Genomic DNA, 21,702 nt, shown 5'->3' on the forward strand with positions numbered 1-21,702 from the left:
CCACACATCGAGACGCATGAACACTGTGGCGGGCAGGTAAACATTGGGCTAATCGCGTGGCCATCGCCGCGCCGGAAGGCAAGGATCGTCGGGTGGGATCGTTTGTTTCTGTCTACGTCGATTGGGCTGCCACCATCGAGCAGGTGAGTTCCGCCGCGGCGGGGCTGCCCAAGCCCGAGGGTGTGCTGCGCACTGAAGTGGTGGCCGCCGGTGACACGTTCGGCTGTCGCGTCGCCGTCGACCTGACGGGCGACTTCGACGAACAGCGGGACGGCCCGCGGATCGCCAGGCGTTACGCGACCCAGCTGTCCGAGGTGCTCGGCGTTCCGGTGTTCGCGCTGCACGACCTGATCCTCGCCGGCCGTTCGGATTGGTGAGTCGGGACCGTATCCCGGACGTCACGTTGTGTTCGCCGCCGCATGGTGTGCTGACGGAAGAGTCGGCCGCACTGCGAAGTTGGTGACGATGAGTTCGGACATCCTGATCCCGAAGAGCACTGCACATCAGACGTTGGCATGCATCGAGGCGCTCATCGAGTTCCATCGCCGGCAGACGCCGGCGCCCGCGGCCCGCACCATCGGCGATCTGATCGAATTTCGTGAGGCGCTGGAGCAGAGCGTGCGAGGCTCTCGGGATCGCACCACCCGCGTGGCGGCGCTGACGTTGGCCAGGATCACCGACCGGCTCACCATGTCGGCGCAGGCCGAAATCGGCCCCGACCAGATGCAGGCCGCGATGTGGCGTACCGCCGGACGGCTGCATCGCTGGGTTGCCGAAGGCGTCCCGGCCCCGCCGCTCAAGCAGTCCCGATAGGGGCGGGTGCCCGCGTCAGCCCCGCATCACGCTGACGGTCAGGGCGACGCCGAACACGACGGCCGGCAGCGCCATCGCGGCGACGAAACCCAGTCCGAAGCGCCGGCCTCCCGCGGTGAAGGCCAGCACGGCCTTGACAATCAGGTTCGAACCGAGTGCGGCGGCGATCGAGAGCAGGGCGGTGTCGACAGTGATGTCGCCCTTGGCGGCGAGGCTCGCTGCGGCCACCGACCCGGCGTGCGCGTCGGCAAGGCCGGCGGCGAACGCCGCCAGAACCGCGCCTTGCGGCCCGAATGCGTCGGCGCCCCAACGGCCGACGAGCAGGGCGCCGGTGAGCACCGCGGCCAGCACCAGCGCGGGGCGCAGGGCGAAGGGCCGGTCTGGCGGTGCCGGCGGGTTCTCGGCCGGGTGATCCGGCTGCTGCGGGTGCGTCCCGCCCCGGAACACGAGCACCGCTACTGCCAGGAGAACGACGAACCCGGCGGCCACCGGCAACCACAGCCGTCTCAGTACGTCGGGGTCGACCAGACCGATCACCACGAGTAGTTGCACGAACGTCGCCAGGCTCGCCAGCAGGGCGCCGGCCAGCGGTGCGCGGATACCAGCTGTCCGGCTGAGCCGTCCCATCGAGGCGGTGGTCGCCGAGGCGGAGACAAATCCGCCCGCCAGGCCGGTGATCAGCAGACCGCGTTGCGGGCCGAGCGCTCGAACTCCGATGTAGCCGAGCCAGCCGATGCCGGTCAGCAGCACCACCAGCAGCCAGATCTTCGCCGGATTGAGCACCCCGTAGGGCCCCATCGACCGGTCCGGCAGCAGCGGCAGGACCACGAACGCCACCACGAAGAACTTGATGGCGTCCTCGAGTTCGATCTCGCTGACGATCTCGCGGGCGAACCGGTGAATCCGGGATTTCGATACCAGCAGAACCACGACCACCACGGCCAGTGCCACCGCCAGCGCCGGTTTGGTGTAGGCAAGCGCGCCAAGCAGATACACGACGAGCGCGGCGATCTCGGTGGTGGTCCCGGGATCGTCGGAGCTGGTGCGGAAGTACGCCAGCGCCAGCAGCGCCCCGACACCGAGCAACCCGACCAGCACGACGCGGATGTCGAAACTCGCCGCGACGGCGCCGGCGAGTGCCAGCAGCGCGAACGACCGCGAGCCGGCCGGCAGCTTGCGGCTGTGGCTGCGTTCGCGCTCGAAGCCGAGCAGCAGCCCGATCGCCAGAGCGACCAGGAACGGCTGGATCTGCTGCCAGGTCACCGTCGACTCCTCCGCCCCTCCGGGATGTTCAACGGTAGGCGCGCACCCGCTGCTGTCAGCAGGGCCGAAAGTCATCCGGGACAGCGGAGATTCGGACTGCCGCCACTAGTCGGCGACGAAGTCCTCGGCGTAGCGGCCGGGGTTGAACAGCGAGGCGATCGCGCCGATCACCATCATCAGTGCGGCGGCGCCGAACACGACGACCAATCCGGCGTGGAACGGCTCGATGATGAGGTTCGGGAAGAACGTCTTTCCGGTCAGCACTTCGGTATTGACACCGGGCTGGTTGAGTGCGCCGTGTGGCGCAAGCAGTTCGGCGATCGGGTTGTAGCCGAGGAATGCCGCGAACAGGCTGCCGACCGGCGGCAGGTTGGCCACGTCCTGGGCCACCGCGGCCGACACGCCTTGGGCCTGCAGTCCGCGGCTCATCGCATCGGGCAGGGTGCCCGCAAGTCCCACGATCATCAGGGAGAAGAAGATGCCGATCGACAGCGACGAGCCGGCGTTGAAGAACGTCGCTCGCACGCCGGAGGCGGCCCCGCGTTGGGCGGCCGGAACACTGGACATGATCGCTGCGGTGTTGGGCGCGGTGAAGATGCCGCCGCCGAGACCGTTGAGGAACACCAGCACGGCGAACACCCAGTAGTTGAAGTTCACCGGGATCATCAGCAGCGCCACGAACGTCACCGCCATCAGTACCATGCCGCCGACGGTGAAGGGCCGGGATCCGAATCGGTCGGCCAGCGACCCCGCGATCGGTGCGGCGGCGAGGAACCCGAATGTGGCGGGCAGTAGATAGATGCCCGCCCACAGCGGGGTGGATTCAAAGCTGTAGCCGTGCAAGGGAAGCCAGATGCCCTGCAGCCAGATGATGAGCATGAATTGCAGGCCGCCGCGGCCCACCGAGGACATCAACCCGGCGAGGTTTCCCATGCCGAACGCCGCGGACCGGAACAACCGGATGTCGACCATCGGCTCCGCGACGCGCAGTTCGATGAGACAGAACACCACCAGCAGCAGCAGTCCGCCGATGATCGAGCCGAGCACCAGTGGGTTGGTCCAGCCGGTCGTCGAGTCGCCGTAGGGCTGGATTCCGTAGGTGATTCCGATGAGCAGGACGGTCAGCCCGACGCCGAAGGTGACGGTGCCTGCCCAGTCCATCTTCCCGGGATTGCGCACCCCGAGTTCCTTCAGGGACCGCATGCTCCAGATGGTGCCGATGATGCCGATGGGCACGCCGACCCAGAACACCGCCTGCCAGTGGATCTCGGAGAGCACGCCGCCGATCAACAACCCGAGGAACGAACCCGCAACGGCGGCAACCATGTTGACGCCCAATGCCATTCCGCGCTGATTGGCGGGGAACGCGTCGGTGAGGATGGCCGACGACGAGGACATCAGCATCGCCCCGCCGATCCCCTGGATCACTCGCCACCCGATCAGCCAGATCGCCCCAGCATCGAGATGGAACGGATCGAACGACAGCGCGATGGCGGCCAGGGTAAACACCACGAAGCCGATGTTGTACATCTTGACCCGGCCGAACATGTCACCCAGTCGGCCGAACGGCACCACCAGGACCGCGGTCACCACCAGGTAGCCCATCAGCATCCACAGCAGGTAGCTGACGTTGCCGGGGGCCAGCGGGTTCAGCCCGATGCCGCGGAAGATCGCGGGCAGGGAGATCAGGACGATCGAGGCGTTGACGGCAGCCAGCAGGATGCCCAGCGTGGTGTTGGACAGGACGACCCACTTGTAGTGGGGATGGTCGTGGTCCATCCGCCGCCGGCGGCGGTCGGTTTCGATATCGGCGGCGTCGATCTCGGTGGTCACGGGCCTATCTCGTTTCGTGTGCAATCAATCAGTAGCAGCATCAGGCGCCCACGGCGCAATAACGCATATGTTAGCTATACAAATCTTTTCAGGCCAATCCGCGTCGAATTTCACCTTTCGCCGCGAAAGACCGAGTAGACCCGCGCAAAACGTGAAACTCGATCCGGGCCCGCCCTTGCTTAGGGCTTCCAGCCGCGCGACAGGAGATTTCGCCGGGTGCGTTCGACGATCTCGTCATCGCTATGTTCCTTGATGACGTGATCGACCGCCCAACCAAGACTTTCCATGACCGGGCGTAGTCGCACGTCCTTCACGTAGGAGCGGCGGTCCGTGCGGTGCACATCGCCGTCGTACTCCGAGCCGACCCGAAAACGCTCCCACCCCAGGTCGAGAATCCGCACCGCCCGCCTGCCGTCGAAAACCGGTACCTGGGTTTCGGGACGCGGGAGACCCGCATCGACGTACAACAGCCGCAGCCTTGTCTCCTGCGGCGAGGCCGCTCCGCCGTCCACGAGGGGCAGCACCTCGGCCAGCCGTTTCAGACCGCGCACTCCGGGATAACGCTTGGCCAGGAGCACCACATCCTCGGATGAGAACACTTGATTGCGCATCAGCGCGTCCAACCGCGCGATCGATTCACCGCGCCCCAGGTGCCTGCCGAGATCGAATGCCGCTCGGGCCCGCACGACAACGGGGATACCCGAAACTTTGGTGACCTCATCTGGTGCGATCGACTCCTGCCGGACCACCAGGCCTGGTTGGGGCCGCGCGTGACGCGGTGATATCAGTTCGACGGGGGTGTGCGCGTCGACCCAGTTCGCGCCGTACAGTCCGGACGCCACCACGCCGGTGACCACGGCCTGACAGCCAGTCGCCAACCACGCCGCCTTCGCCCGATCCCACAGCGTGACGGCCGAGCCCTTGGGCATGTACACACCCCGGAAAAGCGGCTGGTACCAGCGGGCCAGCTCACTCCTGGTGAGCCGACCATCCGTCAGCGCCTCACGTCCGATGAACACCTCCCGCTCGGCCATGGCGGGAGCCTGTCACCGGGCACCGACACCGATCGACTTTCACCTTCTGCAGCGAAAGGTCGAGTGGGCCGCTGCGAAACGTGAAACTCGTTGCTCGGCCGCCCGCCGCGGCCTGGGCTACTGTGGGCGGCGGAATACAACCACACACGGGAGCGCACGCCTCAGTGCGCTGAGAGGACGGCTGACCAGGTGCCGTCGACCGTATGAACCTGTCCGGGTAATGCCGGCGTAGGGAGTGCACGATGACCGAACTTTTTGTCGACCCCACCGTCACCACGGGCCCCATCGCGGGCAGCGTGAAGGGGTACCTCCAGCTCGAGGACGGCGCCCGGGTTCCGTTTCGCCGGGTGAGCACCGCCGACGGCGAGCACCTCGACCTGTACGACACCTCCGGGCCGTACACCGACCCGAACGCCGTGATCGACCTGCGCGCCGGGCTGGCGCCCCGAGCGGGCGTGGTCACCGACCGCGGGACACAGCTGCAAAGGGCACGCACCGGCGAGATCACCGCGGAGATGGCCTTCATCGCCGCCCGCGAAGGCGTGCCCGCCGAGCTGGTGCGCTCGGAGGTCGCGGCCGGTCGCGCGGTGATCCCGGCCAACCACAACCACCCCGAATCCGAACCGATGATCATCGGCAAAGCGTTCGGGGTGAAGGTCAACGCCAACATCGGCAACTCCGCGGTGACGTCGTCGATCGGCGAAGAGGTCGACAAGATGGTGTGGGCCATCCGCTGGGGCGCCGACACGATCATGGACCTGTCCACCGGAGCCGACATCCACACCACCCGGGAATGGATCCTGCGCAACTCCCCCGTCCCGGTCGGCACGGTCCCGATCTACCAGGCCCTCGAGAAGGTCAACGGCGATCCGACCCGGCTGAGCTGGGAGGTCTACCGCGACACCGTGATCGAACAGTGCGAGCAGGGTGTGGACTACATGACGGTGCATGCCGGGGTGCTGCTGCGGCACATCCCGCTGACCGTGCAGCGGGTCACCGGGATCGTCAGCCGGGGCGGCTCCATCATGGCCGCTTGGTGCCTGGCCCATCATCGAGAGTCGTTCCTGTACACCAACTTCGGTGAACTCTGCGAGATGCTCGCGCGCTACGACGTGACCTTCTCACTGGGCGACGGGCTGCGCCCGGGATCGATCGCCGACGCCAACGACGCGGCCCAGTTCGCCGAACTACGCACCCTCGGCGAACTGACCACGATCGCGAAATCCCATGGTGTGCAGGTGATGATCGAGGGTCCCGGCCATGTGCCGATGCACAAGATCGTCGAGAACGTCCGGCTCGAAGAGGAGCTGTGCGAGGAGGCCCCGTTCTACACCCTCGGCCCGCTGGCCACCGACATCGCACCGGGCTATGACCACATCACCTCGGCGATCGGTGCGGCGATCATCGCCCAGGCCGGCACCGCGATGCTGTGTTACGTCACCCCCAAGGAGCATCTGGGCCTGCCCAACCGCAAGGACGTCAAGGACGGGGTGATCGCCTACAAGATCGCCGCGCACGCCGCCGACCTGGCCAAGGGTCACCCGCGGGCCCAGCAGCGCGACGACGCGCTGTCCAAGGCGCGCTTCGAGTTCCGCTGGAAAGACCAGTTCGCCCTGTCGCTGGACCCCGACACCGCCCGCGACTTCCACGACGAGACGCTGCCTGCCGAACCGGCCAAGACCGCGCACTTCTGTTCGATGTGCGGCCCGAAGTTCTGCTCGATGCGCATCACCCAGGACATCCGGGAGGCGATGGCGGCCAAATCCGACGAGTTCGCCGCACACGGCAACCGGGTGTACATCCCTCTGGAAAACTCACAGCCGTGAACTTCCTGCCGTTGACCCCGCCGACCCAGACCCCGCCGCGGGTCCTGACGATCGCCGGATCCGACTCCGGGGGCGGTGCGGGCATCCAGGCCGATATGCGCACCTTCGCCCTGCTCGGCGTGCACTCGCTGGTGGCCGTCACCGCCGTCACCATTCAGAACTCGCTGGGCGTCAAGGGTTTTCACGAGATTCCCACCGATATCATCGCCGGGCAGATCGAGGCGGTGGCCACCGACATCGGGGTGCAGGCCGCCAAAACGGGCATGCTGGCGTCCTCGGCGATCATCGAGACCGTCGCGGGCACCTGGCGCGACCTGGGCCTGGCCGGCACCACCCCGTTCGTCGTCGACCCGGTCTGCGCCTCCATGCACGGCGATCCGCTGCTGCATCCGTCGGCGCTGGAGACGCTGCGCACCGAGCTGTTCCCGCTGGCCAGCCTGGTCACCCCGAACCTCGACGAGGTGCGGCTGATCGTTGGGATCGACGTCGTCGACGAGCAGACCCAGCGCGACGCCGCCAAGGCCCTGCATGCGCTCGGCCCGCAGTGGGCGCTAGTCAAGGGCGGCCACCTGCGCGGGTCGACACACAGCCCGGATCTGCTCTACAACGGCACCGACTTCCACGAGTTCGACGCCCCGCGCGTGGACACCGGGCACGACCACGGTGCCGGTGACACCCTGGGCGCGGCCACCGCTTGCGCACTGGCGCACGGCTATTCGATGCCTGAGGCGGTGGCCTTTGGCAAGGCGTGGGTGACCGAGTGCCTGCGCGCCGCCTACCCGCTGGGCGCCGGGCACGGGCCGGTGTCGGCGCTGTGGCGGCTGCAAGCATGAGCCCGGGCCTGGACGACATCGACGGCATCGCGCACGAGCCGGCCGGCACCCCGGCCGGCGTGGTGGTGCTCACCCACGGCGCCGGCGGAAACCGCGACTCGCCGATGCTGATCCGGATCTGCGACCAGTGGGCGTCCCGCGGTTGGCTGGCGGTGCGCTACAACCTGCCCTACCGGCGGCGTCGGCCCAAGGGACCGCCGTCGGGGTCGGCGGCCGGGGACCGCGACGGCATCGTCGAGGCCATCATCCTGGCCCGCACCCTGGCCGACGGCCCGGTGATCGCCGGCGGGCACTCCTACGGCGGCAGGCAGACCTCGATGGTCGTCGCCGAGCATCCCGATCTGGTGGGGTTGCTCACACCGTTCTCCTATCCGCTGCACCCGCCGGGCAAGCCCGAGCGGCTGCGCACCGAGCACTTCTCGGCGATCTCGGTGCCGACGGTGTTCACCCAGGGCAGCGCCGACCCGTTCGGGACCATCGAGGAACTGCGCCAGGCCGTCCGTCTCATCCCGGCTCCCGTGCAGATCGTCGAGGTCAGCGGGGCACGCCACGATCTGGGGTCCAAGACGCTCGACGTGCCCGCACTGGCCGTCGACGCGGCCTTGAAGGCACTGCCCTAGCGCGCGTATGGCGACTCGAGTGACCTCGATCGGGGACCTTGGTCCCATCGACTGAGGCTGCGCTGGTCCCGGGTGGTTACCGGCGAGTCAGGTACCGTCTTTGCATGACCGAGCAGCAGTTCGACGCGATCATCGTCGGCGCCGGTTTCGCCGGAATCGGCGCGGCAATCCAGCTGAAGCGCCTGGGCTTCGACGATTTCGTGATCCTGGACCGTGAGGACGACCTGGGCGGGACCTGGTACGTCAACCACTACCCCGGACTGACCGTCGACGTGCCCACCACCACGTACTCCTACTTCTTCGAGCCCAACCCGAACTGGGACCGGCTGTTCTCCACCGGGGCCGAGATCAAGCAGTACGCCGACGACGTGTCCGCCAAGTACGACATCCGGCGGCACATGCGGTTCAACTCGGCCGTGGACAGCGCCCGCTGGGACGAGGACGCCGCCCTGTGGCGGGTCACGCTGGCCGGCGGGGACAGCCTGGCCGCGCGCTATCTGATCACCGCGACCGGGTTCCTGTCACAGCCCAAGACCCCCGAGATCCCGGGTATCGAGAACTTCGAAGGCACAGTTATCCACACCGCCGACTGGGACAACTCCTTCGACTCGGCCGGGCGCAGGATCGGCATCATCGGCACCGGGGCCACCGCCGTGCAGGTGATCCCGGAGCTGGCCAAGGATGCCGCCGACCTCACCGTCTACCAGCGGACCGCGATCTACGTCGTGCCCAAGGTGGATATCAGGTTCTCGGCGCGGGCCAAACGGCTGTTCGCCCGGGTGCCGCTGACGCAGCGGGCCATCCGCACGATCACCGACTCGCTCTACGAGTGGATGGTCTACGTCGGGGTACTGCGCCAGAAGCACTTCGGGCGGATCACCATCGCCGCCGCCGACCTGGCCAAGATGTGGCGGTTCGCGACCATCCGGGACAAGGAACTGCGCCGCAAGCTCACCCCGGACTACGACTTCGGTTGCAAGCGGCCAACGTTCTCCAACAAGTACTACCGCACCTTCACCAAGCCCAACGTGCACCTGCAGACCAGCGGGATCGACCATGTCGAGGCCGACGGCATCGTGGCCAACGACGGCACCAAGGCCGCGATCGACACCCTGGTTCTGGCAACGGGTTTCGACATCTGGGAAGCGAACTTCCCGGCCTTCGAGGTGATCGGCCGCGACGGCCGCAACCTCGGGAAGTGGTGGCGGGAGACCCGGTTCCAGGCCTACCAGGGCGTGTCAGTGCCGTACTTCCCGAACTTCCTGAGCCTGGCCAGCCCGTATGCGTTCCTCGGCCTGAACTTCTTCAACTCGATGGAATACCAGATGCGGCACATGGACCGCCTGCTGGGCGAGGTCAAGCGCCGCGGCGCAACCACATTCGAGATCACCGAGGATGCCAACAGCCGCTACCTCGACCGCATGACCGAGCTTCTCGGAGACACCTTGTTCGCCAACGGCAACTGCGGCTCGGCGCGGTCGTACTATTTCAATCCCAGTGGTGAGGCAACATTGCTGCGGCCGATGTCCACGCGTACCGCGGTGCGTGAGGCCACGACCTATCCGATCAGCGACTACCACATCAGTTAGAACCACGAAAGGACGTCGATGTCTGCAGAGGGTTTGATCAAGCTCACCGGAGTTGCCGTGGCCGCCACCGGGCTGTCGCACTTCGTGCGCCCCGCACTCTACGAGTCGGTGACGGCCCAGGCGTTCCCGAACAACACCGTGGCGCACACCTACATCGACGGCGGCATCGAAACCGCGATCGGCCTGGCGTTGGTGGCGCCGAAGACCCGCAAGCTCGCGGTCGCCGGATTGCTCGCTTACGGCGCCTATCTGGGCGCAAACATCGCCCGGAACCGCTGAGCCCGAAGGTCACAACTTCAGCAAGGTTTACGACCGCGTCAGAATTTTGGCTTAATCTGATCGAGCACGGCGACGCCGTAAGTCGTTGGCTCGCGAGGATGCCACGCTAATCCGGGTCGGGGGACCGTGCCGGACCGGCGTGGGGGCGCTCTGCGCTCCCACACCGGTCCGCATTCATGTTCGGGGCTTACCATGCCGCCGGTGAGCAATCTGCAACGGCGGCTAGGCACGGGCGACGCCGTCGTCATCGGACTGGGGTCAATGATCGGCGCCGGCATCTTCGTCGCGCTGACCCCGGCTGCGGCAGCGGCGGGTTCGTGGCTGCTGGTCGGCCTCGCGCTGGCCGGGGCGGTGGCCTACTGCAACGCCACCTCCTCGGCATGGCTGGCCGCCCGCTATCCGACCTCTGGCGGAACCTACGTCTACGGCCGCGAACGGCTCGGCCCGTTCTGGGGGTATCTGGCCGGGTGGAGTTTCGTGGTCGGCAAGACCGCATCGTGTGCGGCGATGGCGCTCACCGTCGGGTTCTACGTCTGGCCGCAGTACGCGCATGCGGTCGCGGTCGCCGCGGTGGTGGCACTGACCGCGGTCAACTATCGCGGCGTGCAGAAGTCGGCGCTCCTCACCCGGATCATCGTCGCGGTGGTGCTTGCTGTTCTCGCCGGAGTGATTGTCGCCGTGGGGTTTTCGGGTGTGGCCGAGACCGGGCGGCTGGCGCTCGGCGATGGGACGCTGCTCGGTGTGTTGCAGGCAGCCGGGCTGTTGTTCTTTGCATTCGCCGGATACGCCCGCATCGCGACGCTGGGCGAGGAGGTGCGCGACCCGGCCAGGACGATCCCGCGTGCCATTCCCATCGCGTTGGGGTTGACGCTCGTGGTGTATGCCGCGGTGGCCGTGACCGTGCTCAGTGTGCTCGGGCCCGACCGGTTGGCAACTGCCGCAGCACCATTGGCTGATGCGGTCCGCGCGGCCGGTGCGGGCTGGCTGGAGCCGGTGGTGCGCGCGGGTGCGGCGGTCGCCGCGCTGGGGTCGCTGCTGTCGCTGATCCTCGGGGTGTCGAGGACGACACTGGCGATGGCGCGTGACCGGCATCTGCCCGCCGGGCTGGCTGCGGTGCATCCGCGCTTCGGTGTGCCACACCGGGCCGAGGTGGCGGTCGGCGTGGTCGTCGCCGCACTGGCCGCGGTAGCCGATCTTCGCGGCGTGATCGGCTTTTCGTCGTTCGCCGTGCTGGTGTACTACGCGATCGCCAATGCCTCGGCATGGACTTTGGGGCTGCGCCGGGTGATCCCGGCCGCTGGACTGGTGGGGTGTGTGGTGCTGGCATTCGCGCTGCCGGCGCAATCCGTGGTTGTCGGGGCGGCGGTGCTGGTGCTGGGTGCGGTGGTCTACGCGGTGCGCCGGGCGCGGTAGGCCTGCCCGGTGGACAGCGTCTTGCCCGATCACCGTGCGCGTCGCGCCCGCATGCGGTTGAGTGCTGACCGTGATCCCGCTGACTTGGACGCGCGTCGACTCCCGGCCCGGCGACAACCTGGTCGTCGGCCCCGATCAGCGGCTGAGCTGGCCGCGCACGGTGGGCCTCGGGGCCCAACACGTGGTCGCGATGTTCGGGGCGACGTTCCTGGTGCCGGTGCTGACCGGCTTCCCGCCGGCCACCACCCTGCTGTTCTCCGGTGTCGGCACACTGCTGTTCCTGGTGGTCACCGGCAACCGGCTACCGAGTTACCTGGGGTCGAGCTTCTCAGTGATCGCGCCGGTGACCGCCGCGGTGGCCTCCCACGGTTCCGGCAGCGCGCTGGGCGGTCTGGTCGCCGTCGGGGTGCTGCTGATCCTGATCGGCGTCACTGTGCAGGTGGTGGGGACGCGCTGGATCGAGGTGACGCTGCCGCCGGTGGTCACCGGCGCCATCGTCGCGCTCATCGGGTTCAACCTCGCGCCCGCGGCCAAGACGAACTTCGAGAAGGGCCCGCTGGTCGGCATCGTCACCCTGGTGTTGCTGGTGGCGGCGCTGGCGTTCTTCCGCGGCATCCTGGGCCGGCTGGCGATCTTCCTCGCGGTCGCCGTCGGCTACCTGCTGGCGCTGGCGCTCGGCGAGGTCGACACGTCCGGCATCGCCGCAGCGGGCTGGGTGGGGTTACCGACGTTCCAGACGCCCACCTTCACCCTGGCCGTGTTGCCGATGTTCCTGCCCGCGGTGATCGCGCTGGTCGCCGAGAACATCGGCCATGTGAAGTCAGTCGGCCAGATGACCGGGGTCGACACCGACCCGCTGACCGGACGCGCCCTGGCCGCCGATGGTGTTTCCACCGTGCTGGCCGGCCTGGGCGGCGGGTCGGCCACCACCACCTATGCCGAGAACATCGGGGTGATGGCGGCCACCCGGGTCTACTCCACCGCGGCGTACTGGGTGGCCGGGGTGACGGCGATCCTGTTGGCGTTGTGTCCCAAGGTCGGCGCCGCGATCTCGGCGATCCCAGCCGGTGTGCTCGGCGGTGCGACGATCGTGCTGTACGGGCTCGTGGGGGTGCTCGGGGTGCGGATCTGGCTGACCAATCAGGTGGACTTCGGCCTACCGATCAACCAGATGACGGCCGCGATCGCGCTCATCATCGGCATCGCCGACTTCACCTGGCACATCGGCAGTCTCACGTTCACCGGAATCGCCCTGGGTTCGATCGCAGCGTTGGTGGTCTACCACGGTATGCGGGCCCTAGGCGCGGTGCGCGCGACCTCCGGGCCGACCATCGAGTCTGCGCACAGATCGCGCTGACGCGAGAAAACACGATCTACACGCAGACTCGCTGAACCGAACTCAGGGTTCGGTGAGTAGGTGGCGGGTGCGGTCGTCACGGACCGGGACGCCGTTGCGGCCGGAGATGTCCTGGGCATAGAGACCCACCGCGAACGCCACACCGCCGCCCTGGATTTCCAGGCAGGGCCGGTCGATGTGGTCCAGGGTGTCGGTCGGCTTGTGGTAGTTCGGGTCAAACGGCGCATTGGCGGTGCCGCCCCACAGCTTCTGCTGCTCCTCGGTCTTGTTCTCCTCGGCGCCGGAGAACAGCCCACCGGCGGGGATACCGGCCATGGTGAACGCCTCGTAGTCAGAGCGGCCGTCGAAAGAGGTGTCCTGGGCGGGCTTTCCGGCCGCCTTGAGGTAGGCGACCAACGTGCGTTCGATACCCGGTGACCCCTCGGGCACCCGGGGCACGGTCTCGTTGCGGCCCGGTGCAGTGGACTGGTCACCGTCGTAGGTGAAGTAGCCGGGGTTCGGCGAGCCGATCATGTCGAAGTTGAGGTAGAGCGCAATGTCCTTGAGCTGCTCGACAGTGAGCGACTCGATGTACTTGGTGGACCCCACGGTCCCGAGTTCCTCGGCACCCCAGAACGCGAACCGCACGGCGTTCTTCACCGGCGGATTGGGACCGAGCTGGGTGGCCGTCTCCAGGACGGCCGCCACGCCGGACCCATTGTCGTTGATCCCGGGACCGGCCGGGACGCTGTCCAGGTGCGCGCCGACCACCACGACGTCGCCTGCCGAGCCGGTCTTGGTCTGGGCGATCACGTTGCGGGCGGTGACGGTCTTGGTGGTCGCCTCGAGCTTGATCGTGGTCGGCCCGGGGTTGGCGCGTAGCCGCTGGCCGTCGGCCTTGCTCACCCCGACCACCGGGATCGTGGCGTCGGTGTTCTCGCCGAGGGTGGCGCCCATATGTTGCTCGTCGACATTGTTGGCCACCACCATCGCCACCGCGCCTTCCTTGGCGGCGATCGCCTGCTTCTCGGCGAACGGGCAGCTGCCCCGGTCCACCAGGACGATCGCTCCGCGCACCGGTAGGCCGGCGTAGTCGGCGGCCGCGCAGCCCGGGGTCTCGTCGGCCGGCGCGGCGACCAGCGAGCCGCTGACGCCCGCGGGCGGCGTGCCCGGGCTGAACTCGAGCGCACGGGCCTCCACGGTGGCGCCGCCGACGGTCATCTCGGTCTTGCCGGTCTGGAAGATGCGGGTGGTGAACTCGGGGGTCTGCACGTCGAAGCCCTTGCCGCGCAGCACACCGGCGACATAGTCGATGCTGGCGTCGAACCCCGGCGTTCCCACCGCCCGCGTGCCGTTGTTGGCGTTGGCGATGTCCTGCAGCTTCTGCAGGTGCGCCACCAGGGCGTCGACGCTGACCTGTTTGCGTAATGCCTCGGCGAACTCGGCGGCGGGCTTGCCGGCGGGGACCGGTGTGGCGGTGACAGCCGGTCTGCTGCAGCCGGTCAGGGCGACGGCGGCGGCCAGCACGGCCAGCCAGGTCATCACCGTCGGGTAAGTGCGCTTCACTGCGCCCAGGGTAGACGTTCGCATCCCGGTCACCGCGCGGTTAATCTCGACGCCGTGGACCCTGCCGCCCCGACCGAGGTCGACACGGTCCGCCGCCCCGCGATCACCTCGACCGAGGTGCTGGTGGCCGGGCTGGTGGTGTGCGCACTGGTCGGCACCTGGATGCGTGACGGCGTCGCGGGCAACGAACGGCTGGCGACGGCGGGAACCGTGTTCAGCGGAGTGTTCCTGCAAGCGGTGCCGTTCCTGGTCCTCGGTGTCGTGATCAGCGGGCTGATCGCCGCCTACGTGTCCACCGAACGGCTGGCCCGCTGGCTGCCCAGCAAGACCCCGGTGGCGGTGCTGGCCGCCGGGGTGGCCGGGGCGGCGCTGCCGGGCTGCGAATGCGGCTCGGTGCCGGTGGCCCGGCGGCTCTACGGCGAGGGTTCGGTGGGGGCGGCCGCGCTGACCTTCATGCTCAGCGCCCCGGCGATCAACCCGGTGGTCCTGGTGGCGACCGCGGTGGCCTTTCCCGGTCAGCCGAAGATGGTGCTGGCCCGCTGCGTGGCCTCGCTGGCCACCGCCGTGGTGATGGGCACCCTGTGGTCGCGGTGGGGCCGGCCCGGGTGGGTCACCCGCCGGATGCCGCGTTCCGAGGACGACGACGCGTCGCGCTGGACGGTGTTCAGCGAGGCCGCCCGCCATGACTTCCTGCAGGCCGGAGGGTATCTGGTGATCGGCGCCGCCGCGGCCGCGACACTGCGGGTTGTGGTGCCGCCGTGGGTGTTCGAGCATGTGGCCGGGCATCTGTTGCTCGGGGTGGTGACCATGGCACTGCTGGCGTTCGTGCTGGCGCTGTGCTCGGAAGCCGACGCGTTCGTCGCGGCCAGCCTCACGATGGTGCCGCTGGTTCCGCGGCTGGTGTTCCTGGTGGTCGGCCCGGCGGTTGACGTGAAACTTGTTGCGATGCAGGCGGGTTTGTTCGGGCGGGCGTTCGCGCTGCGGTTCGCGCCGGTCACCCTGGTGGTCGCCGCCGTGTTGGCGACAGCGGTGGGGTTGGTGCTGTTGTGAGGCGCGAGACGGAGAACGTGGTGCTGCTGGTCGTCGGGATCGCCGTGGCGATGGTCACGGTGACGGGCGCCTACACCCGCTACGTCAAGCCGGGGATGCTGCCGTGGCTGGCCGCCTCCGCTGCGGTGTTGATCGGTTTGGCGCTGGTGGCCATCGTGCGCGACATCCGCGGCGGCGGCGAGCACGGCCACGGGCACACCCACCGCAACGGCGTGGTCTGGCTGCTGGTGGTCCCCGTCGTGTTGCTGATCTTCGTGGTGCCGCCGCCGCTGAGCGCAAAGGCCACACCACCGGCAACGGTGACAGTGACTCAGGCGCAGTCGTTTCCGCCACTACCCGGCGGTCGGGCGCCCACGGTGTCACTGCCCGAGGTGTTGATGCGGGTGGCGGTCGGCCGGGTCGGCGGCCTGGACGGTCGCGAACTCACCGTCACCGGGTTCACGATGCACGACGGCGATCGGGTGTATCTGGCGAAGATCGTCATCTTCTGTTGTGCCGCCGACGCGCAGCTGGCCCGGCTGCAGTTGTCGGGGCCGGCATTGCCGGTCGCGGCGGGGTTGCCGGACAACACCTGGGTGCGGGTCGAGGGCGCCGTGCCACCCGGCCAACGGTATTCGGGAACCGACTCGATTCCCAGGATCGAGGTGTCCAGCGTGGTGCGGATCGACCCGCCGACCAACACCTACGGTTCCTGAAGCCTCGCCACGAGCAGGTCGGCCACCGCGCGCATGCCTGCTTCGTTGGGGTGGAACGGTTTCGGCCGCCACCACGCCAGCAGCGAGCCCGCGCCGATGGTCCAGGGCTGCGCCGACCAGGCGTGGTGCTCGCGGCTGGCGTGCGCGGCGCCCACCACCTCACAGCCGGTGTCCCGGGCCGCCTCAGCGGTGATCTCGGCCAGCCGGTCGGCGACGTGGCGGCCCAGGTCGGCGACGTCGTCGGGCAGCGGCGGAGCCGCCACGCCCGCGGGGGGCAGCAGAGTCAGGTAGTCCACGAACAGGATTCGCGCCCGCGGGCAGCGCAGGCGCAGGGCCTCCCCCACCTCCCGTAGCGATCCGCCGACCGCGTCGAGCGCCCGCTCGCGGGCCGCCGGGTCCAGTAGCTCGCCCAGGCTGGCGCCCAGCACGGGCAGCCGGCGCAGCAGCGGCGGCATGGTCGCGGCGAACAGCAGGGGTACGTAGCCGACGTCGTTGCCGCCGATGGTGACGGTGACCAGATCCTCGGTGCCGTTGAGCGCGTCGACCTGCGGCGGCGCACCGTTCTGGCGCTCACGCAGGATGTGGGCGGTGGTGGCACCGGAGTAGGTGACGTCGATCAGGTCGAGGCCGAGCCGCTCGGCGGCCTGGTGCGCGTAGTTGCGCGCCGAGCGGCCCGCGGCCAACGGCGAGCCGACTGCCCTGGGCTTGATGCCGGGCCCTGCGGCCATCGAACTGCCCAGGGCGACATATCTTTTGGCCATCACACCACGCTCGGGCTGGACGCCTGCGCCCAGAACCGCTTAGGTATGCGGCCGGCATGGCGGGCCAGCAGACCGGCGGTGACCGCCGAGGCCATCGCCGCGGCCATCGCGGGCGGGTCAGCCGCCCGGGTTACCGCGCTGGCCAGAAGTACTGCGTCACAACCCAGTTCCATCGCCAGTGCCGCGTCACTGGCGGTACCGATGCCGGCGTCGAGGATCACCGGTACCCCGGCGGCGGCGACGATCATCTCGATGTTGTGCGGGTTGGAGATACCCAAACCGGTACCTATCGGCGAGCCCAGCGGCATGACAGCGGCGCAGCCGGTGTCCTCCAAGCGGCGAGCCAGTACCGGATCGTCGTTCGTGTACGGCAGCACAACAAAGCCGTCGTCGACCAATTGTTCTGCAGCACGCACCAATTCGACAGCATCGGGCAGCAACGTCCGCTCGTCGGCGATCACCTCGAGCTTGACCCAGTCGGTTCCGAGCGCCTCGCGGGCAAGCTGGGCGGTCAGTACCGCCTCGGCCGCGCCGCGGCAGCCCGCCGTGTTGGGCAGCGGGGTGATCTCCAGACGGCTCAGCAGATCCAGGACCCCGGTTCCGCCTTCGGCGTCGACCCGCCGCATGGCCACCGTCGTCAACTCGGTACCGGAGGCGATCAAGGCCTCCTCGAGCACCGTCAGGTTCGGCGCGCCGCCGGTGCCCAGGATCAGCCGTGAGCCGAACGTTCGGCCCGCAATGGTCAGTTGTTTGATGTCACCCACCCTGCACCGCCGTCACCACTTCCACGTGCGCCCCGTCGGGCAGCACCGAATTCCATTGTGAGCGCGGCAATACCGCCCAGTTGACCGCGACGGCCACACCTTTGACGGGGAAGTCCATGTCGGCGAGCAGCGCCGCCACCGTGGTGTCCTCGCCGACTTCGATCTCGGAGTCGTTGACCGTGAGTTTCATGCGCGTGCCCCCACCAGAAGTTCGGCGGCGACGCGTTCGGCCGTCCACGGCGCCAGCAGGAATCCGGAACGCCCGTGGCCGGTGGCGACCAGGGTGCGCTCGTCGAGGCGGCCGACGATCGGCAGGTTGTCGGGCGTCATCGGCCGCAGGCCGGCCGAGCATTCCGCCAGTTCGTACTCGCCGAGGGCGGGCAGCACCTCGCAGGCGTCGTCGAGCAGCTCGCGGACACCGTTGACCGACGGGGCGGTGTCGCGGCCGTGCTCGTACTGGGTGGCACCGACCACCACGCCGTCGGCGCGCGGCACCAGATAGACCGGCCGGCCGTGCACGCGTGCCCGGATCACCCTGCGCGGCACCGGCATACAGCCCGGTCGCCACCGCAGCCGCAGCACCTCACCCTTGACCGGCCGCACCGGCAACCCGGGCCACAGCGATGGGGCGTCGATACCGTTGGCGATGACGACGGTGTCCACGCCGTCGCGGGCGTCGTCGAGGCGCTCGACGGGCCCCGCCCAGCGCACCCCGAGCTGCTCGCAGTGGTCCTGCAGCGCCTGCACGAGTTTGCGGTTGTCGACCGCGAGTTCGTCCTCGGCGAGGAAACCGTGCCGGATGCCCTGGGCCAGCAGCGGCTCGATATCGCGGGCCGCGGTGGTGACGGTCACCGGGTAGCCCTGGTCGGTCAGCCAGTCCCCGACGGTACGCAGGTCGGCGGCGTCAGCCCGGTCGACGGCGACCACCAGCGACTCCCGGGCGGTGACGATGTCGTCGGGCAGACCGTCGAGGAAGCCGTCGTGCCACAGCCGCAGCGACTCCAGGCCGATCGCCAACAACTGGTCCTCACCGGGCCAGCCCTCACTGCGGGGGGCGAGCATCCCACCGGCCACCCACGAGGCGCCGTGTTGCGGGGCACGATGCACCCGCACCGACAGTCCCGCCTGCGCGGCGCGACGCGCCACCGCCAGACCGATGACGCCGCCCCCGACGACGCCCAGCGATTCCACCGACATATCCCTTTCGCTTCCCTTCGCCGGCATGACCCGGATCAGGTGGTGACGGTCTGGAGGTATTGGCCTCCACTCTCAGTCCCGCTCCAGGGACTCCCGTGCCGACCTTCCACGCTAGCCGCTACCGTCGCGGTGTGCACGAACGTCGAACCAAGCTCGGCTCGAGGCTCTCCGCTGCCCGGCTGTACCTGTGCACCGATGCCCGCCGCGAGCGCGGTGACCTGGCCGAGTTCGCCGACGCGGCACTGGCCGGCGGGGTGGACATCATCCAGCTCAGGGACAAGGGCTCGCCCGGCGAGCAGCGGTTCGGGCCGCTGGAGGCCGGCGCCGAGCTGGGTGCGCTGGAGATCCTGGCCGACGTGGCGCGCCGGCACGGAGCCCTGCTGGCCGTCAACGACCGCGCCGACATCGCCCGTGCCGCCGGTGCCGACGTGCTGCACCTGGGCCAGGACGACCTGCCGTTGGACGTCGCCCGCGAGATCGTCGGCCCCGACACCGTGATCGGCCGCTCCACGCACGCCTCCGGCGAGGCCGCCCGCGCGCTGATGGAGGACGTCGACTACTTCTGCGTGGGACCGTGCTGGCCGACGCCGACCAAACCGGGCCGCCCCGCGCCGGGGCTTGATCTGGTGCGCGAGGTGGCCGGGATGCGTCCGGACAAGCCGTGGTTCGCCATCGGCGGTATCGACGAGGCGCGCCTGCCCGATGTGCTGGCCGCCGGCGCCCGCCGGGTGGTGGTGGTGCGCGCGATCACGGCTGCCGCCGATCCGGCCGCGGCGGCGCACCGCCTCGCGTCGGCGCTCAGAACTGCCGGATGACCTCGACCGGTGCGCACCAGATGAAGACGCCGGTCTCGATCTCCACGGTGTGCGCGCCGGGCAGCCGGCAGGCGTCGTGCTCATGAGGCCGCACCTCGGTGATGCGCAACTGCTGCCAGCTCGCGGCGAAACCGGGGTGCAACGGCAGGTCGGCCACGTCGTCCTCGGCGACCCACCGCAACTCAGAGCTCTCCCGGTTGGGGATGGTGGTCAGCTGTTCGTGCGCATCGGCGATGACGGTCGTGTAGGTCCACGAGGTGTCGTCCCGGCCGGCGACGTGCGCGGTGACGATGGTGCTGCGCACGTTGAGCTGTTCGGCGAGCAGCCCGGCCTCCTCGTGAGCCTCGCGGATGGCGGCCTGCTCGGGAGTCTCGTCGCTGTCGCGGGCGCCGCCCGGCAGGGCCCAGGTGCCGCCCTGGTGGCTCCATGGCGCGCGGTGCTGGAGCAGGACCGCCGGGGTCCCGTCGGGGCGGGGCGCACGCAACAACAGCCCCGCGGCGCCGTGCCGGCCCCAGTAGGGCGTGCCGGTTTCGGACACCACCCAGCCGTCTCCGTCGCCTCGCACGCGTTCAGGATAAGCACGCCACGCCGCTACTCGTCGGCCGATCCAGCCCCATCCGTCACAGGTGCTCTTAGAATTCACTCAGAATGCGCGATAGGGATCCGGGCGAAGGAAATGAGGTCCGCGCGAGGTGACCGTTGAGGTGGCGCACCCGTCGACCGAACCATTGGCATGGCGGTCGCCGACCGAGCCCGCCCATCCCCGGTGGTGGTTCTTCAAAACCAGCCCGGGACGCATCCTTGCCATCGGCATCATCCTTGCCACCCTCGGACTGCTGAGCGCCTTCGCGACCTCGACGACGATCAACAATCGGCAGAGCCAGCTGACCACCGTGCTCAACCACACCGAGCCGTTGGCGTTCGCCGCCGGGCAGCTCTACACCACGCTGTCGGTGGCCGACGCCGCCGCGGCCACCGCGTTCATCGCCGGCTCCGAACCTCGTGCGGTGCGGCAACGCTACGAGCAGGCGATCACCGACGCGGCCGTCGCGGTGACGCGGGCGGCGAGCGGCCTGACCGACGAGCCGCTGATCGAGCTGCTCGGCCGGATCAACGCCCGGCTGGCGGTGTACACCGGGCTCATCGAGACGGCGCGCACCAACAACCGGATGGGCAACCCGGTGGGCTCGTCGTACCTGTCGGAGGCCTCGGCCCTGATGCAGCAGCAGATCCTGCCCGATGCCCAGCAGCTCTACGAGCAGACCTCGGCGCGGGTCGACGCCGAGACCACCGCCTCCACCCGGATTCCGGCGCCGGTGATCGTCGTCGTCGCGATCACCTTGGTGTTCGGTGCGTTCGCCCACCGCTGGCTGGCGTCGCACACCAAGCGCAGGGTGAACGTCGGCCTGGTGGCCGGTGGGCTGGCGATCGTGATCATGATCATCTGGGTGGGCTCGGCGCTGGCCATCTCCACCGCGGGCAGCAGGGCCGCCAAGGGCACCGCGGCCGAATCACTGAAAACAGTGACTACCCTGGCGATCACCGCGCAGCAGGCCCGCGCCGACGAGACGCTGTCCCTGATCCGCCGCGGTGACGAAGACCTTCGCAAGCGGTCCTACTACCAGCGCGTTGAGACGATGCACCAGCAACTGACCGACTACCTCGCCCGCGAGGACGCGATCGACAAGACCGATCTGGCCGGCGCCGACCAGTTGCTGATGAAGTGGCGCCAGGCCGACGAGCGGATCAACGCCTACATCTCGGTGGGCAACTACCAAGCCGCGACCCAGGTGGCGTTGGGGACCGGCGAGGACGATTCGACGCCCGCGTTCGACAAGCTCGACGCCGCACTGTCCAGCGGTATCCGGGAGAGCCGCAACCAGTTGCGTAACGACATCCTGTCGGCCCGCCGGGTGTTGTCGGGGACGACGGTCGGTGGGGCCGTGCTCTCGATCGGTGCGGCGATGGCGGTGGCGCTGGGGTTGTGGCCGAGGATGAGCGAGTACCGGGGATGA

At 68.9% G+C, this 21,702-nt stretch carries 22 protein-coding genes and 2 riboswitches; of the genes, 13 read left to right on the forward strand and 9 right to left on the reverse strand.

All coding sequences use genetic code 11. From position 1 onward, the window contains the following. The first annotated feature begins 92 nt into the window (after nt 1–92). Nucleotides 93–377, forward strand: a complete 285-nt coding sequence (locus HBE64_RS21625) for a hypothetical protein (RefSeq protein ID WP_167106924.1) — start codon at nt 93–95, stop codon at nt 375–377. An 88-nt stretch (nt 378–465) separates the two neighbouring features. Next, on the forward strand, nt 466–813 hold the full coding sequence (locus tag HBE64_RS21630; RefSeq protein ID WP_167106927.1) for a hypothetical protein: 348 nt from the start codon (nt 466–468) through the stop codon (nt 811–813). Between the two features lie 15 nt (nt 814–828). On the opposite strand, the gene HBE64_RS21635 is transcribed toward HBE64_RS21630, so the two are convergent. The 3 genes from HBE64_RS21635 to HBE64_RS21645 form a co-directional block, all read right to left on the reverse strand. Beyond that, entirely contained in the window at nt 829–2,076 is a 1,248-nt protein-coding gene (locus tag HBE64_RS21635) for a DUF4010 domain-containing protein (protein WP_167106930.1), read from the reverse strand. Between the two features lie 105 nt (nt 2,077–2,181). Next, nucleotides 2,182–3,909: an MFS transporter gene (locus tag HBE64_RS21640; RefSeq protein ID WP_167106933.1), complete on the reverse strand. Its 1,728-nt coding sequence runs from the start codon at nt 3,907–3,909 to the stop codon at nt 2,182–2,184. A 179-nt stretch (nt 3,910–4,088) separates the two neighbouring features. Then, a complete protein-coding gene (locus HBE64_RS21645) occupies nt 4,089–4,943 on the reverse strand; it encodes a hypothetical protein (RefSeq protein WP_167106937.1) in 855 nt (284 codons plus the stop codon). A 136-nt stretch (nt 4,944–5,079) separates the two neighbouring features. Beyond that, nucleotides 5,080–5,195, forward strand: a riboswitch (TPP riboswitch). Between HBE64_RS21645 and thiC the strand changes: the two genes are divergently transcribed. From thiC to HBE64_RS21680, 7 genes are all read left to right on the forward strand, one after another. Next, the gene (gene thiC, locus HBE64_RS21650; RefSeq protein WP_167106940.1) at nt 5,186–6,769 is read left to right on the forward strand and encodes a phosphomethylpyrimidine synthase ThiC; all 1,584 of its coding nucleotides are present in this window, start codon (nt 5,186–5,188) and stop codon (nt 6,767–6,769) included. Its footprint overlaps the riboswitch before it by 10 nt. Continuing rightward, on the forward strand, nt 6,766–7,602 hold the full coding sequence (gene thiD, locus HBE64_RS21655; protein WP_167106943.1) for a bifunctional hydroxymethylpyrimidine kinase/phosphomethylpyrimidine kinase: 837 nt from the start codon (nt 6,766–6,768) through the stop codon (nt 7,600–7,602). Before thiC ends, thiD begins: the two co-directional genes overlap by 4 nt. Further along, a complete protein-coding gene (locus HBE64_RS21660; RefSeq protein ID WP_167106946.1) occupies nt 7,599–8,222 on the forward strand; it encodes an alpha/beta family hydrolase in 624 nt (207 codons plus the stop codon). Before thiD ends, HBE64_RS21660 begins: the two co-directional genes overlap by 4 nt. Nucleotides 8,223–8,326: 104 nt before the next feature. Further along, nucleotides 8,327–9,811 (forward strand): NAD(P)/FAD-dependent oxidoreductase, encoded by a 1,485-nt coding sequence (locus HBE64_RS21665; protein WP_167106949.1) that lies wholly within the window; start codon nt 8,327–8,329, stop codon nt 9,809–9,811. Between the two features lie 18 nt (nt 9,812–9,829). Then, nucleotides 9,830–10,090 (forward strand): hypothetical protein, encoded by a 261-nt coding sequence (locus tag HBE64_RS21670; RefSeq protein WP_167106952.1) that lies wholly within the window; start codon nt 9,830–9,832, stop codon nt 10,088–10,090. A gap of 192 nt (nt 10,091–10,282) precedes the next feature. After that, nucleotides 10,283–11,503 carry an APC family permease gene (locus HBE64_RS21675; protein ID WP_167106955.1) on the forward strand — a complete coding sequence of 407 codons (1,221 nt, stop codon included), beginning with the start codon at nt 10,283–10,285 and terminating at the stop codon, nt 11,501–11,503. A 70-nt stretch (nt 11,504–11,573) separates the two neighbouring features. Further along, nucleotides 11,574–12,860, forward strand: coding sequence for a uracil-xanthine permease family protein (locus tag HBE64_RS21680; protein WP_167106958.1), 1,287 nt, complete (start codon nt 11,574–11,576; stop codon nt 12,858–12,860). Between the two features lie 42 nt (nt 12,861–12,902). Here the strand turns inward: HBE64_RS21680 and HBE64_RS21685 are convergent, their stop codons facing one another. Next, a complete protein-coding gene (locus tag HBE64_RS21685) occupies nt 12,903–14,429 on the reverse strand; it encodes a M28 family metallopeptidase (protein ID WP_167106961.1) in 1,527 nt (508 codons plus the stop codon). Between the two features lie 138 nt (nt 14,430–14,567). On the opposite strand from HBE64_RS21685, the gene HBE64_RS21690 reads away from it, so the two are divergent. Next, nucleotides 14,568–15,455, forward strand: coding sequence for a permease (locus HBE64_RS21690; protein WP_167109543.1), 888 nt, complete (start codon nt 14,568–14,570; stop codon nt 15,453–15,455). Beyond that, nucleotides 15,452–16,150 (forward strand): TIGR03943 family protein, encoded by a 699-nt coding sequence (locus tag HBE64_RS21695; RefSeq protein WP_167106963.1) that lies wholly within the window; start codon nt 15,452–15,454, stop codon nt 16,148–16,150. Before HBE64_RS21690 ends, HBE64_RS21695 begins: the two co-directional genes overlap by 4 nt. On the opposite strand, the gene HBE64_RS21700 is transcribed toward HBE64_RS21695, so the two are convergent. From HBE64_RS21700 to thiO, 4 genes are all read right to left on the reverse strand, one after another. Next, on the reverse strand, nt 16,138–16,911 hold the full coding sequence (locus tag HBE64_RS21700) for an SGNH/GDSL hydrolase family protein (RefSeq protein ID WP_167106966.1): 774 nt from the start codon (nt 16,909–16,911) through the stop codon (nt 16,138–16,140). The two genes, HBE64_RS21695 and HBE64_RS21700, sit on opposite strands and share 13 nt — an antisense overlap. Beyond that, the gene (locus HBE64_RS21705) at nt 16,911–17,666 is read right to left on the reverse strand and encodes a thiazole synthase (RefSeq protein WP_208300713.1); all 756 of its coding nucleotides are present in this window, start codon (nt 17,664–17,666) and stop codon (nt 16,911–16,913) included. Before HBE64_RS21705 ends, HBE64_RS21700 begins: the two co-directional genes overlap by 1 nt. A 1-nt stretch (nt 17,667) precedes the next feature. Next, nucleotides 17,668–17,865 (reverse strand): sulfur carrier protein ThiS, encoded by a 198-nt coding sequence (gene thiS, locus HBE64_RS21710; protein ID WP_167106971.1) that lies wholly within the window; start codon nt 17,863–17,865, stop codon nt 17,668–17,670. Then, on the reverse strand, nt 17,862–18,899 hold the full coding sequence (gene thiO / locus HBE64_RS21715) for a glycine oxidase ThiO (RefSeq protein WP_371744027.1): 1,038 nt from the start codon (nt 18,897–18,899) through the stop codon (nt 17,862–17,864). The genes thiS and thiO overlap by 4 nt, the downstream gene beginning before the upstream one ends. Further along, nucleotides 18,868–18,979: riboswitch (TPP riboswitch) on the reverse strand. It overlaps the preceding gene by 32 nt. Before the next feature lie 24 nt (nt 18,980–19,003). Between thiO and thiE the strand changes: the two genes are divergently transcribed. Continuing rightward, nucleotides 19,004–19,687 carry a thiamine phosphate synthase gene (gene thiE / locus HBE64_RS21720; protein WP_167106977.1) on the forward strand — a complete coding sequence of 228 codons (684 nt, stop codon included), beginning with the start codon at nt 19,004–19,006 and terminating at the stop codon, nt 19,685–19,687. Here the strand turns inward: thiE and HBE64_RS21725 are convergent. After that, nucleotides 19,671–20,252: an NUDIX hydrolase gene (locus HBE64_RS21725; protein ID WP_167106980.1), complete on the reverse strand. Its 582-nt coding sequence runs from the start codon at nt 20,250–20,252 to the stop codon at nt 19,671–19,673. The genes thiE and HBE64_RS21725 overlap by 17 nt on opposite strands. A 127-nt stretch (nt 20,253–20,379) precedes the next feature. Between HBE64_RS21725 and glnX the strand changes: the two genes are divergently transcribed. After that, on the forward strand, nt 20,380–21,702 hold the full coding sequence (glnX, locus tag HBE64_RS21730; protein WP_167106983.1) for a protein kinase G-activating protein GlnX: 1,323 nt from the start codon (nt 20,380–20,382) through the stop codon (nt 21,700–21,702).

Source organism: Mycobacterium sp. DL592 (assembly GCF_011694515.1).
Lineage (GTDB): Bacteria > Actinomycetota > Actinomycetes > Mycobacteriales > Mycobacteriaceae > Mycobacterium.

Bases quoted from the DNA above. Each gene is read 5' to 3' on its own strand.
- HBE64_RS21630 (WP_167106927.1), top strand. From the start codon at position 466: ATGAGTTCGGACATCCTGATCCCGAAGAGCACTGCACATCAGACGTTG.
- HBE64_RS21645 (WP_167106937.1), bottom strand. From the start codon at position 4,943: ATGGCCGAGCGGGAGGTGTTCATCGGACGTGAGGCGCTGACGGATGGT.
- thiC (WP_167106940.1), top strand. From the start codon at position 5,186: ATGACCGAACTTTTTGTCGACCCCACCGTCACCACGGGCCCCATCGCG.
- HBE64_RS21660 (WP_167106946.1), top strand. From the start codon at position 7,599: ATGAGCCCGGGCCTGGACGACATCGACGGCATCGCGCACGAGCCGGCC.
- HBE64_RS21665 (WP_167106949.1), top strand. From the start codon at position 8,327: ATGACCGAGCAGCAGTTCGACGCGATCATCGTCGGCGCCGGTTTCGCC.
- HBE64_RS21670 (WP_167106952.1), top strand. From the start codon at position 9,830: ATGTCTGCAGAGGGTTTGATCAAGCTCACCGGAGTTGCCGTGGCCGCC.
- HBE64_RS21675 (WP_167106955.1), top strand. From the start codon at position 10,283: ATGCCGCCGGTGAGCAATCTGCAACGGCGGCTAGGCACGGGCGACGCC.
- HBE64_RS21685 (WP_167106961.1), bottom strand. From the start codon at position 14,429: ATGCGAACGTCTACCCTGGGCGCAGTGAAGCGCACTTACCCGACGGTG.
- HBE64_RS21690 (WP_167109543.1), top strand. From the start codon at position 14,568: ATGCGTGACGGCGTCGCGGGCAACGAACGGCTGGCGACGGCGGGAACC.
- HBE64_RS21700 (WP_167106966.1), bottom strand. From the start codon at position 16,911: ATGGCCAAAAGATATGTCGCCCTGGGCAGTTCGATGGCCGCAGGGCCC.
- thiS (WP_167106971.1), bottom strand. From the start codon at position 17,865: ATGAAACTCACGGTCAACGACTCCGAGATCGAAGTCGGCGAGGACACC.
- thiO (WP_371744027.1), bottom strand. From the start codon at position 18,899: ATGCCGGCGAAGGGAAGCGAAAGGGATATGTCGGTGGAATCGCTGGGC.